The organism is Methylobacterium sp. Leaf100 (assembly GCF_001422845.1).
Classification (GTDB): domain Bacteria; phylum Pseudomonadota; class Alphaproteobacteria; order Rhizobiales; family Beijerinckiaceae; genus Methylobacterium.
On the sequence record NZ_LMMW01000036.1, the window covers coordinates 1 to 14125 of the forward strand.

12 protein-coding genes and 2 pseudogenes are annotated in these 14125 nt (G+C 64.0%); 7 read left to right on the top strand and 7 right to left on the bottom strand.

From position 1 onward, the window contains the following. Window position 1: 1 nt before the first annotated feature. A complete protein-coding gene (locus ASF25_RS15695; protein WP_056305750.1) occupies window positions 2-424 on the bottom strand; it encodes an alcohol dehydrogenase catalytic domain-containing protein in 423 nt (140 codons plus the stop codon). A gap of 14 nt (window positions 425-438) precedes the next feature. Continuing rightward, entirely contained in the window at window positions 439-1044 is a 606-nt protein-coding gene (locus ASF25_RS15700; protein ID WP_056305752.1) for an SRPBCC family protein, read from the bottom strand. Between the two features lie 805 nt (window positions 1045-1849). Between ASF25_RS15700 and ASF25_RS23705 the strand changes: the two genes are divergently transcribed. The 4 genes and pseudogenes from ASF25_RS23705 to ASF25_RS15715 all read left to right on the top strand — a co-directional run. Further along, window positions 1850-2217: recombinase family protein (locus ASF25_RS23705; protein WP_244473055.1), on the top strand; the 368-nt coding region annotated here is incomplete at its 3' end. A 1-nt stretch (window position 2218) separates the two neighbouring features. Beyond that, window positions 2219-2521 (top strand): annotated as a pseudogene (locus ASF25_RS23710) (helix-turn-helix domain-containing protein); the annotation flags it as partial. Window position 2522: 1 nt separating this feature from the next. Beyond that, window positions 2523-2858, top strand: a pseudogene (locus tag ASF25_RS15710) (helix-turn-helix domain-containing protein); the annotation flags it as partial. A 4-nt stretch (window positions 2859-2862) separates the two neighbouring features. Next, on the top strand, window positions 2863-3297 hold the full coding sequence (locus ASF25_RS15715) for a hypothetical protein (protein WP_056305754.1): 435 nt from the start codon (window positions 2863-2865) through the stop codon (window positions 3295-3297). 99 nt (window positions 3298-3396) lie between these two features. Here ASF25_RS15715 and ASF25_RS15720 read toward each other — a convergent pair whose 3' ends face one another. The 5 genes from ASF25_RS15720 to ASF25_RS15740 form a co-directional block, all read right to left on the bottom strand. Beyond that, entirely contained in the window at window positions 3397-3582 is a 186-nt protein-coding gene (locus ASF25_RS15720; RefSeq protein WP_056305755.1) for a hypothetical protein, read from the bottom strand. Window positions 3583-3709: 127 nt separating this feature from the next. Further along, window positions 3710-4795 carry an acetylhydrolase gene (locus tag ASF25_RS15725; protein ID WP_244473056.1) on the bottom strand — a complete coding sequence of 362 codons (1086 nt, stop codon included), beginning with the start codon at window positions 4793-4795 and terminating at the stop codon, window positions 3710-3712. Between the two features lie 133 nt (window positions 4796-4928). Beyond that, window positions 4929-5765, bottom strand: a complete 837-nt coding sequence (locus tag ASF25_RS15730) for an SDR family NAD(P)-dependent oxidoreductase (RefSeq protein WP_056305757.1) — start codon at window positions 5763-5765, stop codon at window positions 4929-4931. A 173-nt stretch (window positions 5766-5938) separates the two neighbouring features. Then, window positions 5939-6997 (bottom strand): HD domain-containing phosphohydrolase, encoded by a 1059-nt coding sequence (locus tag ASF25_RS15735; protein WP_056305760.1) that lies wholly within the window; start codon window positions 6995-6997, stop codon window positions 5939-5941. 123 nt (window positions 6998-7120) lie between these two features. Then, the gene (locus ASF25_RS15740) at window positions 7121-8599 is read right to left on the bottom strand and encodes a PAS domain-containing methyl-accepting chemotaxis protein (RefSeq protein ID WP_056305761.1); all 1479 of its coding nucleotides are present in this window, start codon (window positions 8597-8599) and stop codon (window positions 7121-7123) included. A gap of 506 nt (window positions 8600-9105) precedes the next feature. On the opposite strand from ASF25_RS15740, the gene ASF25_RS15745 reads away from it, so the two are divergent. The 3 genes from ASF25_RS15745 (at window position 9106) to ASF25_RS15755 (ending at window position 12987) form a co-directional block, all read left to right on the top strand. Further along, window positions 9106-9999, top strand: a complete 894-nt coding sequence (locus tag ASF25_RS15745; RefSeq protein WP_056305763.1) for a LysR family transcriptional regulator — start codon at window positions 9106-9108, stop codon at window positions 9997-9999. A 263-nt stretch (window positions 10000-10262) separates the two neighbouring features. Continuing rightward, window positions 10263-10736 (top strand): (2Fe-2S)-binding protein, encoded by a 474-nt coding sequence (locus ASF25_RS15750; protein ID WP_056305772.1) that lies wholly within the window; start codon window positions 10263-10265, stop codon window positions 10734-10736. Between the two features lie 10 nt (window positions 10737-10746). Further along, window positions 10747-12987: a xanthine dehydrogenase family protein molybdopterin-binding subunit gene (locus ASF25_RS15755; protein ID WP_056305765.1), complete on the top strand. Its 2241-nt coding sequence runs from the start codon at window positions 10747-10749 to the stop codon at window positions 12985-12987. The last annotated feature ends 1138 nt before the right edge of the window (window positions 12988-14125 follow it).

Consider the following 14125-nt stretch of genomic DNA (forward strand, 5'->3'; position numbering starts at 1 on the left):
CTTAGCGACGATCTCTCCAGCCGTATGATTCTTCCGTCCCATAAAAACATCCTCCAAATGACCCAAGGCCATACATCAGGGAGGACCACTTTTCAGGGGGCAGGCCATTACCGCACAGGGACGATAGTTTGTTTTTGCAGTACCAGCATTGGCCGCAGGTGATGAAGGACGGCACCACAACCCGGTCACCCTTCTTGACCTTCTTCACCTCGGGCCCGATCTCCTCGACCACGCCCATGAACTCGTGTCCGATCACATCCCCGGCCTTCATGGTGGGGATGTAGCCGTCGATGAAGTGCAGATCCGAGCCGCAGGTGGTCGACATGGTGACCCGCAGGATGCAGTCATGCGGGTTGATGATCTCGGGATCTTTGACGGTCTCGACCCGCAGGTCGTTGACTCCGTTCCAGACGAGTGCGCGCATGAGAAAGGTCCTCCTCAGCGAGGGTCGGGCCGCGCCGCGGGCTGGCGCTCAGTGGTGGGGATCTCGCCGGTCTGGACGAGGGCTTTGAAGTAGTGGAGAGACTTGCTCGCGAGCGCCGCCGGGACAGTGTTGCCCAGCATCCGGGTGGCGATCCGGCCGACCATGCCTCCGGGCGGATCGAGGCTGATGCGCAGGGTCACCACGGTACCGCGGTTGCCTGCAGCGGCGCGGAAGCGCACGGACGCTTCCCGGATCAGTACATCCCCCTCGCCTTGAGCCTCCCAGCGCAGGAACGCGCCCGGCTGGTCATCCACAATCCGCATGTTCCAGGAGCCGAGATCGTGTCCGGCGCTCCAGCGTGTCTGTCCGTCGCCCACTAGTTGGACATCCGCAAAGGGCGCCATGATCCGACGTAAGGTGTCCGGGTCGCGCAAGCGACGGTAGAGTTCGTCCGTGGGGACATCCTCGATCGTGATCGAACGCTGGAAGTCCGGTTCGTACTTCACAACCGAGTGTCGGTTCGACCCCCTCCCTGTACGGTTCCCGGCAGTGCCCATTTGAGCGCCGAGCATGCCGATGGCGGCCACGCCGGCAGCGGCGGCGAGGGCCAGTCCAACCATGCCGAGGCTCGAGCGATCATCGGGAGCATCCTGTCGGCCCTGCCGGTAGCCCGACCCGGAACGAGTGGACGCCATTGCGTCAGTGCGACCCGGACTTTCCGCCCGATCCCGTCGGGAGAGCCCATCGTTTTGATTCGCCATGGCACACCTCAGAAACGTCGAGGGACCTTCGAGCCTCAGTGATCGTGCAGCAGGCCTTTTTAAGGTCCTGACTCTATAACCCCCGAGAGCAGCGCAACTTTGTGCTCAAGCTGTATCTGTCGATGGGCTACCAGCAGCAACCCGATGCATAACTTCTGAACACTTGAAAAGCCTACCGCCACTTGCGTATCCAAAAAATAACCTGTGTGAGATTTTCAATCTTTCCTTGGGCCATGGCGCTTCCACTGCGCTCCCGTTGACCAGTTCGGTCACGGACTAAAACCGCATGATAATGATTTAAGCGTACTCGGAGGCCTTCTGCACGAGTGCCTGAATGCGATGGCGCTCCGCGGGGTCGTGAAATGACCGAGATGGGCGCGATGCTGTCGTGCGTCGCGAGCTCGGCGAAGGTCCGGTTCTTTGCAGGCGCACCCCGATAGCAGACAGGCAGAAATCCACCCCAAGCTGCCTGCCTTTCCACCGACATTCCTCGCAAAGGCTACATGCGCACCCGGTGCATAGCTTAGCATTGTCGGAGATCCGATCGTTTTCCCGACGATCACGACGAGACAGCTCCGAGCCCCTCGAAACAGCCGAGTTTCTGTCGGGAAAATATGACTGGTTTTCTATTGCGGATTAAACGCTCCTGAATCACTATCCCGACATGCTCGTCGGATATGCCCGCGTCTCCACCCTCGACCAGAACCTCGACCTTCAGCGCGATGCCCTGACCAAGGCCGGGTGCGAACGCCTGTTCGAGGAGAAGAAATCCGGCAAGGCCGGCACCAAACGCCCCGAGTTCGAGGCGGCACTCGCCTACCTGCGGCCGACCGACGTCCTGGTGGTGTGGAAGCTCGACCGCCTCGGCCGATCCCTCGTTGAGATGATGCGCACCATCGACGCCCTGCGGGTGAAGCAGATCCACTTCCGCTCGCTGACCGAGCAGTTCGACAGCGACACCGCCCATGGCCGCTTCGCCCTGCAGATGCACGGCGCCATGGCCGAGTACTTCCTCGACCTCAACCGCGAGCGNCTGACCGAGCAGTTCGACAGCGACACCGCCCATGGCCGCTTCGCCCTGCAGATGCACGGCGCCATGGCCGAGTACTTCCTCGACCTCAACCGCGAGCGCACCATGGAGGGGCTCAAGGCGGCCCTGGCACGCGGCCGCAAGGGCGGACGGCCGAAGAAGCTGTCGCCCGCCGACCTCGAGGTGGGACGCGCCCTGCTGCAATCCGGCACCATCTCGATCGCCGCCATCGCCAAGCGCCTCGGGGTGAGCCGGGACACGTTCTACAGCTACTTCCCCCAGGCCCGGGCCCGCAGCCAGGCCGCAGCTGACCGAGCAGTTCGACAGCGACACCGCCCATGGCCGCTTCGCCCTGCAGATGCACGGCGCCATGGCCGAGTACTTCCTCGACCTCAACCGCGAGCGCACCATGGAGGGGCTCAAGGCSGCCCTGGCACGGGGCCGCAAGGGCGGACGGCCGAAGAAGCTGTCGCCCGCCGACCTCGAGGTGGGACGGGCCCTGCTGCAATCCGGCACCATCTCGATCGCCGCCATCGCCAAGCGCCTCGGGGTGAGCCGGGACACGTTCTACAGCTACTTCCCCCAGGCCCGGGCCCGCAGCCAGGCCGCAGCCGCCGCGGCCGCATCCGACGGGGAGGCCTGACCCCATGCCGATCCGGCGGGAGCACCGCTTCTTCTACCCCATCGACTGGCCCCAGCTCTCGGCCGTGATCCGCTTCCAGCGGGCAGGGGGGCGATGCRAGGTCTGCGCCCGCCCGCATGGCCAGCGGGTGTTCCAYCTCGGCGATGGCCGGTGGTGGGACGGGGAGGCGGCCTCGTGGCGCGATGGGGCAGGGCGCTTCATCTGCCTCGCGATCGGCGTCGACGACGTCCTCGGACAGGCGCGGACCACGCGCGTAATTCTGGCCACGGGGCACCGCGATCATGACACGGCCAACAATCGCTCGAAGAACCTCACGGCGTTCTGCCAGCGCTGTCACATGAACCACGATCGCCCCGAGCATCGGCGCCGGCGCTGGCGCACCCTGTTCCGAAGGAAGGCGCTCGGCGACCTGTTCAAGGGCCCGTATCCGAATGTCTGATCTATGGCGACCTCGGAACCGTCGAGCGGAGGCCCACCGTTACCGGAGACCAACAGCGGTTCTACTCGGATTTTGTCGTTATCCGTGCCTAGTGTGGGATCAACACACCATCGGCCACCACGGCACGTCGTCTCCCCAGCACGGATAGCTCAGGAAGATCCGGCCATCGGGGATGACGGTCATACCGGTGGGCATGGCATCGACGAAGCGGGCGAATTGCTCGATATGGCCGACCGTTTCGGGTGTCGCATTTGCCGGCGGGATGCCCGGGAGGAAGAGCGACATCAGCGCGAGCGCGAACGCGTACGATTCAAGGTTTACACTTTTTTGACGTGACGTGCAGAGGCGTGAGGCAGGGCTTGTCGATGAGGTGGTGGGCCTGTGTCGAAGCATTGGGCGTCCCGCGCCGCCCTCATACCGGGAGCTTTCGGGTCGGACGCCAGGCGGGAACGGAGAACGGCGTCGGCGCTGCAGCGAGGATCGGTTTCCATGTGACGCACCATTCGTCGAGGGGAGCGGGATCGGAGCGGTGGACGAGATCGAGGAAGGCGAGGCTGACCTCCGCCGTCGCCCGTTTGACCAGGGGATTCAGTGGTCCACCGTTCTTTAGGGATCGGTCAGTGAAGACGCTGTGCGAGCCGCCCCGGAACACCACGAGTGCTTTGTGCGGCGTCGGAATTGCGCTGAAGACATCGATGCGGTCCTGGACGGGTGAGTAGCGGCCAGGCAGACGGATAGTGTCCTCCGTCGTCGTCACGTGTAGCGTCGGGACGTCGACGGAGGCGAGGATGCCGGCGAGGTCGGTCTCGCCGTAGAAGGGCGGCGCCGAAATGACGATGCTGGCAGAGAATCGCAGGTCCCGGTATCCGAGGGACTTTCCGTCCCGGATCACCCGGGCGCCCGTGAGGATCAGAGTGGTGTTGGCCCCGTAGGAGTGTCCGGCGGCGACGATGCGCGTCCGGTCGACGGCCGCTTGGAACGGGTTGTCGCGGCGAAGCAGCTGGTCGAGTCCGAAGCTCACATCGCGTGTCCGCTCAATGGCCTCATGTTCGTCCGCAGCGCCATTGAGGCGACTGAGGAGCATCAGCGGATTGCCCTCCCACAGGGTCTGGTCGCTGCCGACATGCTGGATGTGCAGGCTCGCCGTACCCTGCGCGGACCACCCTTCGCCAAGATAACTATAACCGGTCCGCGAGCCGCCGAGTCCGTGGGAAAACACGATGAGCGGGACCCTCTCTTTCGCGGTGGCTACGGCCGGCCAGTACAGGCGTGCCGGCACCGCCCGTCCGCGTGTCGGGTCGAACCACGCGAAGTCGATGACCTTTGCTACCGGGGGAGCCGGCAGCGCCACGGCGCGACGGCTTGCAAGCACGCCGCCGACGCCTGCCGCCAGGATCATTGCGCCGAAGCAGCGGCGGTCGAGGCCAAGCGAGGCCGGGCCAGGTGGGATTCTGTCGAGTGAAACCATATCCGTGACGGCGTCATTGACGGAGGGCATGGATCTCTCGCGGTAGCTCAGCGGCGGCTTAGAGAAACCGGAGCCTCATGGCCCCGCTTGACGACCACCGGCCTGGTCGGACGCTAGTTTTTGCCACGGTCAAGCACTGACAGCCCGTGACCGTGGCAAGAGCTCAGGCCTCGCCGCTGGCGGCCCGGGACAGGGGCTCGTGCTCCCGCATGTCCTTCAGGCGGGCCTCGACGACCGGGGTGATCATCGCGAGGGCATCGCCACCGGCGGCGAAGATCGCGGGCGGCTCGGCGAGGCGCGTGAGGTTCACCAGCGCCGGTCCGAGCTTGGACGGGTCACCGCTCTGCTGGCCGCTGAACGAGGAGTACATCGCCTCGGCCGGTCCCTCATGGGCGTAGTCGGCGATGCTGCTGGTTGCGTAGCGGGCATTGCGGGAATCGAGGAAGTCCGTGCGGAAGAAGCCCGGCTCGACCACCGTCACGCGGATGCCGAACTGGCCGACCTCGTTGGCGATGGCGAAGGACAGTCCCTCCAATGCGAACTTCGACGCGGCGTAGGCGCTGCAATGCTTCTGGCCGACGACTCCAGCCACGGAACTGATGTTGAGGATGTAGCCCGAGCGCTGCTGGCGCATCGTCGGCAGCACGGCGCGCAGGACGTTGCTCACGCCCCAGAAATTCGTCGCGAACTGCTGCTCGAACTCTGGCTGGGTGATCTCCTCGAAGTTGCCGAGGATGCAGTAGCCGGCGTTGTTGACCAGCACGTCGATGCGGCCGAAGGCGCGCACGGCCTCATCCGCCGCTGCCTTGGCCTGCGCGGGATCGGACACGTCGAGGCGGACGAAGGCGAGAGTGTCGCCGGCATCCTGCCCGATGGCGGTGCGGACCTTGTCGAGGTTGCGCCCGGTGGCGACGACACGGTCGCCGGCGGCCAGCGCCGCTTTGGCCGTCTGTGCGCCCATGCCACTGCCGGCACCGGTGATGAACCAGACTTTGCTCATGAAAATTCGCCTTGTGTTGATCTCGAGCAGGGGACACCGTCGCTGTCCTCCTTTCGCTCATGACCTAAGCTAACAACCTGCTGTGCACGTGATTAGACGGTCCAATCGACTTGAACTCATACCCACTGCACATCAATTGATCGGGCAAACGACGCCCTGCATCGCCGGACACCCTATAGAGTGGGCGGAACGCGGGAGCCGAACGCAATTTCGACGGGGCGGAAGGCTTCGACCAGGTCCAGATCGACCCGCCCCTTCATTTTGCAAAGAATGTCGTAGGCCTCTTGGCTGGTCATCGGCGCTCGGTAGGGACGGCGCTCGATTAGGGCACCATAGACATCGCAGATCGTCACGAGGCGAACGAGATCCGGAATCTCGCTTCCCATCAATTTGTTGGGATAGCCCGAGCCGTCGAGCATTTCGTGGTGAGAGCGGACGACGGCGAGGAGGCCCTCATCGAAGTCGTGACCGACGAGCATGGCGTGGCCGAGTTCCGCATGGGTGCGCATCACGGCCATTTCGTCGGCAGTGAGCTTGCCAGGCTTGTTTAGGATATGGGCCGGGACATGAACCTTACCGATGTCGTGCAGCAGCGAAGCCCTGGCGAGATGATGACGATCCACCGGGCTTAGTCCGAGCGCGGCCGCGAAGGCGGAAGCGAGCCCGGCCACGAGCAGGCTGTGCTGATGGGTGGCGTCATCGAAGCGCTGGACGACCTGGATCCAAGTCTGGATCCCATTCTCCCGGACGGCCTCAGCAACGATGGTCGTACCAACATCGACCAGCCCTGGGGTGATGAGGTGACCGGGCCGGAAAACCTCGCACAGGAACTGCAGGGCCGTATCGGCCTGCTTGAGGGCCGACGCGGGAACGGAGGCCATCCGGGCGCGCAGGTCAGCCATCGTCGAAATGAGGTAACCAGTTGCGCTCGATGCGCTCAGCAGTGCGGAGGCCCCCAGGAGGTTCGCGTGGGTGAGCGTACGGACACCGTTGTCGTGGAGTAGGCACAGGTAAGGCACGGCCGTGCCCCGCATCTGCTCCAGAACATGACGCAACCGCCGAAAGGCTTCCGTGTTCAGGACCTTCACGTCGCTGACGATCAAGTCGGGCTGGCCCGATGTAGGTCCGTTCCCGTAGAGATCGTAGATGCAGGACGATCGAGACTCGCCGAGGGCTCGCACGAGATGCCCGGTTCGACTCAGATCGTCGCTGATCACCAGCAATTCAGCCATGATGGACGCTCTTCGGCTTTTCGATTCATGTTCTGGTATCGGCGATCTGCTCCGGACCGGAGGTGCCGATGATCGGTTCGGGCCACCATTCCACGGGGCGGGATTGCGCGCCCGGGCATCGCGTCACCCGATGGCGCGGACGGCGTCGCGAACCTGAGAAGTCGCCAGATCAACGTGTTCACTTGCGCGCGCGATGACGGTCATGCCGACGGCGATCGCCGAAATACCCTGCGAGGCGGTCTGCATGCTGCCCGACATTTCCCGGGTCACGGCGGATTGTTTCTTGATCGCCGCCGCGATAGCGGTCGAGACGTCGTTCAGGGTACGGATTGTCGATTCGATGGAACCGACGGCGTCCGCAGCGTCGTGTGAAGCCGTTTGCGTCGCAACGATCTGGTCGCGAATGCGATCCGTCGCCTTACCTGTCTGCTCCGCCAGGGCCTTTACCTCGGCGGCGACCACGGCGAAGCCCTTGCCCGAGGCGCCGGCTCGGGCAGCCTCGATCGTTGCGTTGAGAGCGAGCAGGTTCGTTTGCGCGGCGATCCCCTGGATTAGCCCGACCACGTCACCGATTTGTGCCGCCTGAATGCTGAGGCTCGCGACGATGCCGCTGGTGCGCTGGGTCTGCACTGCTGCTTCGCCCGCGATCTGGGCTGCGTGGCTGACCTGGTGGCTGATCTCGCCAATTGAGGCCGAGAGTTCCTTTGCGCCGGACGCTACGCTCTGTATCTCGTCCGAGACCCGCCCCACCGTGGCGGCCGCCTCCGTAGCCTGGAGTGTGACGCCCGCGATCGCGTGACCCACGGCATCAAGGTCCGCGCCGATCAACCGCTGTGCTTCGGAACGGCGCTGGCGGCGCAGCACCTGCTCAGTGATGTCGGTTGCGAATTTGACTATCTTGACCGTGCGTCCGCGAGCGTCGGCAATAGGATTGTAGGTGGCCTGGATCCACACCTCCCGGCCGCCCTTGCCAATACGTAGATACGCGTCGGACTGGAACTCACCGCGCGCCAGCGCCGCCCAGAACGCATGATAGGCTGGGCTAGCCCGCTCTACCTCCGTGACGAAGAGACTGTGATGCCGGCCCTGGATATCTTCGAGCCTATAGCCGACTGCGCTCAAGAAGTTCGGATTGGCCGTTAGGATGATGCCATCGGGTCGGAAGGCGATCACGGCTTGGGACCGGTCCAGGGCGGCGATCTGGCTTTCGAGGTCGAGGGTTTGCAGGTGGCGCTCTGTAACGTCGGATGCAAACTTGACCACGCGCGTCGTCCGGCCAGCACGATCCAGGATCGGGCAGTAGATCGCCTCGATCCAGACCTCGCGGCCATCCTTGGCAAGGCGTTTGAAGGCGGCGGCTTGAGACTCACCGCGGCGCAGAGCGCTCCAGAACTGACGATACTCTTCGCTCGTCCTCTGATCCGGATCGACGAAGAGGGTGTGGTTCTCACCTTTTATCTCGCCGAGGGTATAACCCATCAAGGTCAAAAAGTTCGCATTCGCATCGAGGACCGTGCCATCAGGCATAAAATCGATCGTCGCTTGCCCTTTGTCGAGCGCAAACAATCTCGCCCGATGCTTGTTTTGGGTGAACTCGAACATCTGCAGTCCAGATCTTATCAAAGGCAGAGAATTTCATCTTGCGCTTAATGACTGAACGATCCTCCTTAATACCAAGCTAATATATGATATAAATCTAAGACAGGTCAACTATAAAACGTCAGATCGATAGCGCACAACCTTGAATACGAGACATATATACTTACAGAAAACTCTCCTCACTTAGCGAGGGATTGTGACGTGTCCGATTGGCATCCTGACCGGGGAGCTTTTGCCACCACGGCGATGTTGTCAGCAGCCGCCTCGCGATACAGGTTCATGATTTATTTTCAGCGCCGTTTTTCAGTTAAGACTTGAATTAATTGTTCCCGACATGCCAATTTATGTACATAAACCGAGGTCAACACAACCATTACTGGTAGATGTAAATTTCAATACCAGTCAAATCACAACCCTCCTGAACCCAGATAGAGCTCATCTCAATGCCATGGTTCTCGCCCGAGAATTAGATGCGCAGTACGGATTGGGCTTATAACCGAGGCACATAAATGAACCGGGAGAACATATCAGACCTCATCGCCTTCCTGGCGGTGGCGCGCGAACGCAATTTCACCCGTGCGGCGGCGCAACTGGGGATTTCGCAACCGGCACTGAGCCGAACAATCCGCTCTCTGGAAACGCGACTCGGCGTCCGGCTCTTGACGCGGAGCACTCGCAGCGTGGCACCCACTGAGGCGGGGGAGCGCCTCCTCAAAACAGTGGGGCCGCTGTTCCGAGAGATCGATGCCGGACTGAACACTCTCAGCGAACTCCGCGAGAAGCCGGCGGGCTCCATTCGCATCACTTCGGTCGAGCACGCCTCGGACACCATTCTTGTGCCGGCCGTTGCCCGGCTCGTGACGCAATATCCCGACATCCGCGTGGAGATCATCAACGATTATGCATTGGCCGACATCGTGGCGGATCGCTTCGACGCAGGCGTGCGCTTGGGCGAGCAGGTCGCCAAGGACATGATCGCCCTTCGCATCGGACCTGATTTTCCGCAGGTGGTCGTTGCGGCCCCGGCCTACTTCACCCGGCATCCGGCACCTGTCATCCCCCACGACCTCACCGGCCACGCCTGCATCAACATGCGGCTACCGACCTCGGGCGGCGTGTGGACTTGGCCGTTCGTCAGGGACGGGCACGAATTGCGGGTGCGGACGGAAGGCGCGCTGACATTCAACGCGCTTTCGATGATCCTCAGCGCCGCCCTCGAAGGCCTTGGGGTGACCTATCTTCCGGAAGACATGGTCCGGGACCACCTGAAAGCCGGCCGCCTCGTCCGCGTGCTCGAGGACTGGTCGACGATCATGACCGGATACCACCTCTACTATCCGAGCCGCCACCAGCAGGCTCCGGCTTTCGCCATGTTCCTTGAGGCCTTGCGCAGCCGTGGCTGACAGCAGCAGCGATCAAGGCCGTACTGCGGGGACGCTAGATCCAACTGATGCGGGAGGGGCATAAGTCCTAGCACGGGAACGCCTCTAATCACGGCCGAGCGACGCATTTATCCTCCGACAATCACCGCTGCCGTGGTGTGGAGCTGAAGCTTCGCAGTTCGACGCAGGTCCGTAGCCCGCGTCCGTCGTCGGGCACCCGACATCGGGTGGTTCAACGCACAACATGCAGGCCCTCGGCAGGTCAACGCATCGCGGGACACATGATGATACAGCTCGTTGTGAATGGTCGAAAGCACACGGTCGATCTCGACTCGGCCACGCCGATCCTCTGGGCCCTGCGCGACGCGCTCGGCCTGACCGGCACCAAGTTCGGCTGCGGGGCCGGCCTGTGCGGGGCCTGCACGGTACATCTCGACGGCGCGGCCATCCGCTCCTGCAGCACCGCGATCTCGGATGCCAAGGGCAAGAAAATCACCACCATTGAAGCCGCGACCGCGAGCACCACCCGGATCGGGGCCGCCGTTCACGCCGCCTGGGTCCGGCACGACGTGGCCCAATGCGGCTACTGCCAGAGCGGCCAGATCATGAGCGCCATCGCCTTCCTCAACGGATTGCCCCGCGGCACCCAGCCGAGTGCCGCCGACATCGATACCGCCATGGCCGGCAACATCTGCCGTTGCGGCACTTACGCCCGCATCCGTGCCGCCGTGGCAGATGCCGCCAGCGCCATCGCCTGAGGAACCCGCCATGATGCACAAGGTCGACTTCCGCGATCTCCCGCGCGCGCTCCAGCACCTCATGACCCGCGAGCGGCCCGCCCCGAAAGCTCTGGCCCGCCGCAGCTTTCTCAAGCTCGCCGGCGCCGGCGGGCTGGCGCTCGGCGTCTTCCCCCACGTCGCCGGGGCCGAGACCTCGTCGCCCAAAGGCATAAGTGCCCTCAAGTCCACGCAGCAGCCCTCGGCCTTCGTCCAGATCGCCCGCACAGGCGAGGTTACGGTGACGATCAACCGTCTGGAATTCGGGCAGGGCGTCAACACCGCCTTGGCGATGATCCTCGCCGAGGAGCTCGACGCCGATTGGGGGCGTGTCCGCAGCAAGCACGGCACGAACGACATGGCATATGTCGACCCCGCCTTCGGCATGCACCTGACCGGCGGCTCCAACACGATCAAGAACAGCTTCACCCAGTACCGCGAGCTCGGCGCACGGACCCGCGCTATGCTGCTGGCCGCGGCGGCGGCGCGCTGGAAGGTGGATGCCGCCACCCTGACCACCCGCTCGGGAACCGTGATCGGCCCGGGGGGACGCAAGGTCGGCTATGGCGAACTCGCCGATGCGGCCATGGCCCTGCCGGTCCCCGAGACCGTCGTCCTGAAGGATTCAAAGGACTTCCGCCTGATCGGTCGCCCGACGCAACGCCTCGACGCCACCGCCAAGAGCAGCGGCCGGCAGAGCTTCGGCATCGACATGGCCTTGCAGGGGCAACTCACCGCCGTGGTGGCGCGTCCCCCGGTGTTCGGGGCGAAGGTGGCGACGGTGGACGACCACGCCGCTCGTGCCGTGCGCGGCGTTAAGGCTGTCCTGCGGGTGCCGCTGGACGGTGGCGCGGAGGGTATCGCCGTCGTGGCGGACGGATACTGGCAGGCCACCCAGGGGCGGGACGCCCTGAAGATCGAGTGGAACACCTCGGCCGTCGAGAAGGTCGACAGCGAGCGCCTGCTTGCCCGGTACCGCGAGCTCGCTGGCCAGCCCGGTCCACGCAAGTTCGACGCCGACATGACCCCACTGGATACGGCCCCCCAGACCCTGGAGGCCGAGTTCGTCTTCCCGTACCTCGCCCACGCGGCGATGGAACCGCTGAACTGCACGGTCCGCCTCGCCGACGACCGGGCGATGATTTGGATGGGCAGCCAGAGCCCGGGCCTCGACGCGGCGGCAGCCGCGAACGCCCTCGGGCTCAGGCCCGAGCAGGTCGCCATCAACGTGCAGATGTCGGGGGGCGGCTTCGGACGGCGCTTCTCCAGCACGAGCGACACGGCGGTCGAGGCCTGCATGGTCGCCAAGGCAGCGCGCGCCGCCGGCCTCGACGTCCCAATCCGCACGGTGTGGAGCCGGGAGGACGACATGAAGGGCGGCTACTATCGCCCGATGCACCTGCATCGCGCCCGCATCGGCTTCGACGCGCAGGGAAAGGTGCTCGCCTGGGACCACGTCCTCGTCGGGCAGTCCATCCTCGCCGGCACAGTGTTCGCCGCCTTCCAGGTTAAGGACGGCGTTGACGCTTCGGCGACGGAGGGCATGCGCGATCCCTACGGGCTGCCGATGCGCCTGACGGTGCACCATCCCAAGGTGAATGTGCCGGTGCTGTGGTGGCGCAGCGTCGGGTCTACCCACACCGCCTTCGTGATGGAGACCCTGCTCGACGACATCGCCCGCGCCACGAAGCAGGACCCGGTCGCCTACCGCATGCGGCTGTTCGGTGACGAGCATCCCCGCCACCGCGCCGCTCTGCAGCTCGCCGTCGACAAGAGTGGCTACGGCGAGGTCGCCCTGGCCAACGGGCGTGCCTGGGGCGTGGCCGTGCACGAGTCCTTCGGTTCGGTAGTCGCCTACGTGGTCGAGGCGTCCGTCAAAGACGGCCAGCCCGTCCTGCATAAGGTGACGGCCGGCATCCACTGCAACCTGGCGGTCAACCCGCGCACCATCGAGGCCCAGGTTCAGGGCGCGGCCGTGATGGGGCTGTCCATGTGCCTGGAGGGGTCGGCGATCACACTGAAAGACGGCATCGTCGAGCAAGCCAACTTCGACAGCTATAAGGTGGCCCGCGTCACCGACATCCCTGAGTTTGGTGTCTACGTCGTCCCAAGTGCCGAGCCTCCCACGGGCATGGGCGAACCAGGGCTGCCGCCCTTGGCACCGGCCTTCGCCAACGCGATCGCCAAACTCACCGGCAAGCCAATGCGCGAGCTTCCCTTCGCCGTGGCCTGAATGAAGCATCCCGGCATCCCGGGAGGGTGCCCGGGAACGTGGCGCTTTCGCTCATGGCCGCGGAGGAATTGGGTCTCTCAGCGACCCTGAAGTGTGCCGGTGTGCAGCAGGTGAGGGACATCCTCGGCAGCCTGATTCCAGGGCGCCGAGCTTCTCGATGAACTGCGCCGGACGGCTGCTTCGCAATCCTGCGTGTGGATCGGCTTCGAAGCATGACCCCTCCTTCAGCTCTGCTTAAGTCACTGCGATATCAAGCGGAATACCTTGAGAGATGGCGTCACAACCGGCGCCGATCACGACCTCACCGAAAACTCGGATTTTCTCACTGCATCAGAGAGTTAGGAGCGGATCGGCCGGGGTCATGTTTCGGCGCCGATCCACACGAGGGTGCGCCCGAGATGGGCGCCCTGGCCAGCTGACGCTGGCGTCCCCGGCCAAAATCCGACGTTAGGTTCCCGGTAACCCTTCGCCCTCAGCCTGACGCGCATGACCAAGCGCACCATCAAGACCACCAGGGCGGCCCTGTGGGCTGCGTCGCTCGCCCTCTGCTGCATTGCCGCGTTCGCCTTCATGCGCACCACACAGGCTGCTGATCACAGGGCCCTGGTGTCGCTCGGGCGAGACCCAGAGACCACCGGTTCGGTTGTGATGAAACCGATGAGATGGTGTGGCGTCGCCCCTTGGTGCCGGTAACGAACGCGCCGTTCAGACTTCGCCCGCTCATGGTACCATCCGGCGCGTTCAGCTGTATGTGTTGGTGTCAGCATTTTCGCTAAACGAAGATACCGGCACGAGGCAGTGGAACTCCGGCTTCAGCCTGGGTGTTCAAGGCCCCGAATCCGAACGTCTGATCTGAGAGCATAGCCAATCGCTGTGCGACAGTGAGGCCTGACAGAATCTTTCAGGTTCAAGACCGTCGCTGATCGGGGGGAGGGCGCTTTGTGCAAAGCGCGGGAGCCACAGCAATGCGACGTAGCCCCGCCCCTCGTACGACGCTTCTCACAAGAGCGTTTCATCAGAGCCAAATTGGTCGTGATCGGCCCCCACGAGGTGGTCCGAGGATAAAGTTAGTGCACGGTTGGCCGCTCCGCCACGGGTAGCTTGGCCGGCGGAGCTGGTCGGGCGAGCGCAGCCGGCC

What these genes read in the sequence shown, in the direction of transcription:
- ASF25_RS15755 (WP_056305765.1), top strand. Translation starts at nt 10,747, where the DNA reads ATGATGCACAAGGTCGACTTCCGCGATCTCCCGCGCGCGCTCCAGCAC.
- ASF25_RS15695 (WP_056305750.1), bottom strand. Translation starts at nt 424, where the DNA reads ATGCGCGCACTCGTCTGGAACGGAGTCAACGACCTGCGGGTCGAGACC.
- ASF25_RS15725 (WP_244473056.1), bottom strand. Translation starts at nt 4,795, where the DNA reads ATGCCCTCCGTCAATGACGCCGTCACGGATATGGTTTCACTCGACAGA.
- ASF25_RS15745 (WP_056305763.1), top strand. Translation starts at nt 9,106, where the DNA reads ATGAACCGGGAGAACATATCAGACCTCATCGCCTTCCTGGCGGTGGCG.
- ASF25_RS15750 (WP_056305772.1), top strand. Translation starts at nt 10,263, where the DNA reads ATGATACAGCTCGTTGTGAATGGTCGAAAGCACACGGTCGATCTCGAC.
- ASF25_RS15700 (WP_056305752.1), bottom strand. Translation starts at nt 1,044, where the DNA reads ATGGTTGGACTGGCCCTCGCCGCCGCTGCCGGCGTGGCCGCCATCGGC.
- ASF25_RS15735 (WP_056305760.1), bottom strand. Translation starts at nt 6,997, where the DNA reads ATGGCTGAATTGCTGGTGATCAGCGACGATCTGAGTCGAACCGGGCAT.
- ASF25_RS15720 (WP_056305755.1), bottom strand. Translation starts at nt 3,582, where the DNA reads ATGTCGCTCTTCCTCCCGGGCATCCCGCCGGCAAATGCGACACCCGAA.
- ASF25_RS15730 (WP_056305757.1), bottom strand. Translation starts at nt 5,765, where the DNA reads ATGAGCAAAGTCTGGTTCATCACCGGTGCCGGCAGTGGCATGGGCGCA.
- ASF25_RS15740 (WP_056305761.1), bottom strand. Translation starts at nt 8,599, where the DNA reads ATGTTCGAGTTCACCCAAAACAAGCATCGGGCGAGATTGTTTGCGCTC.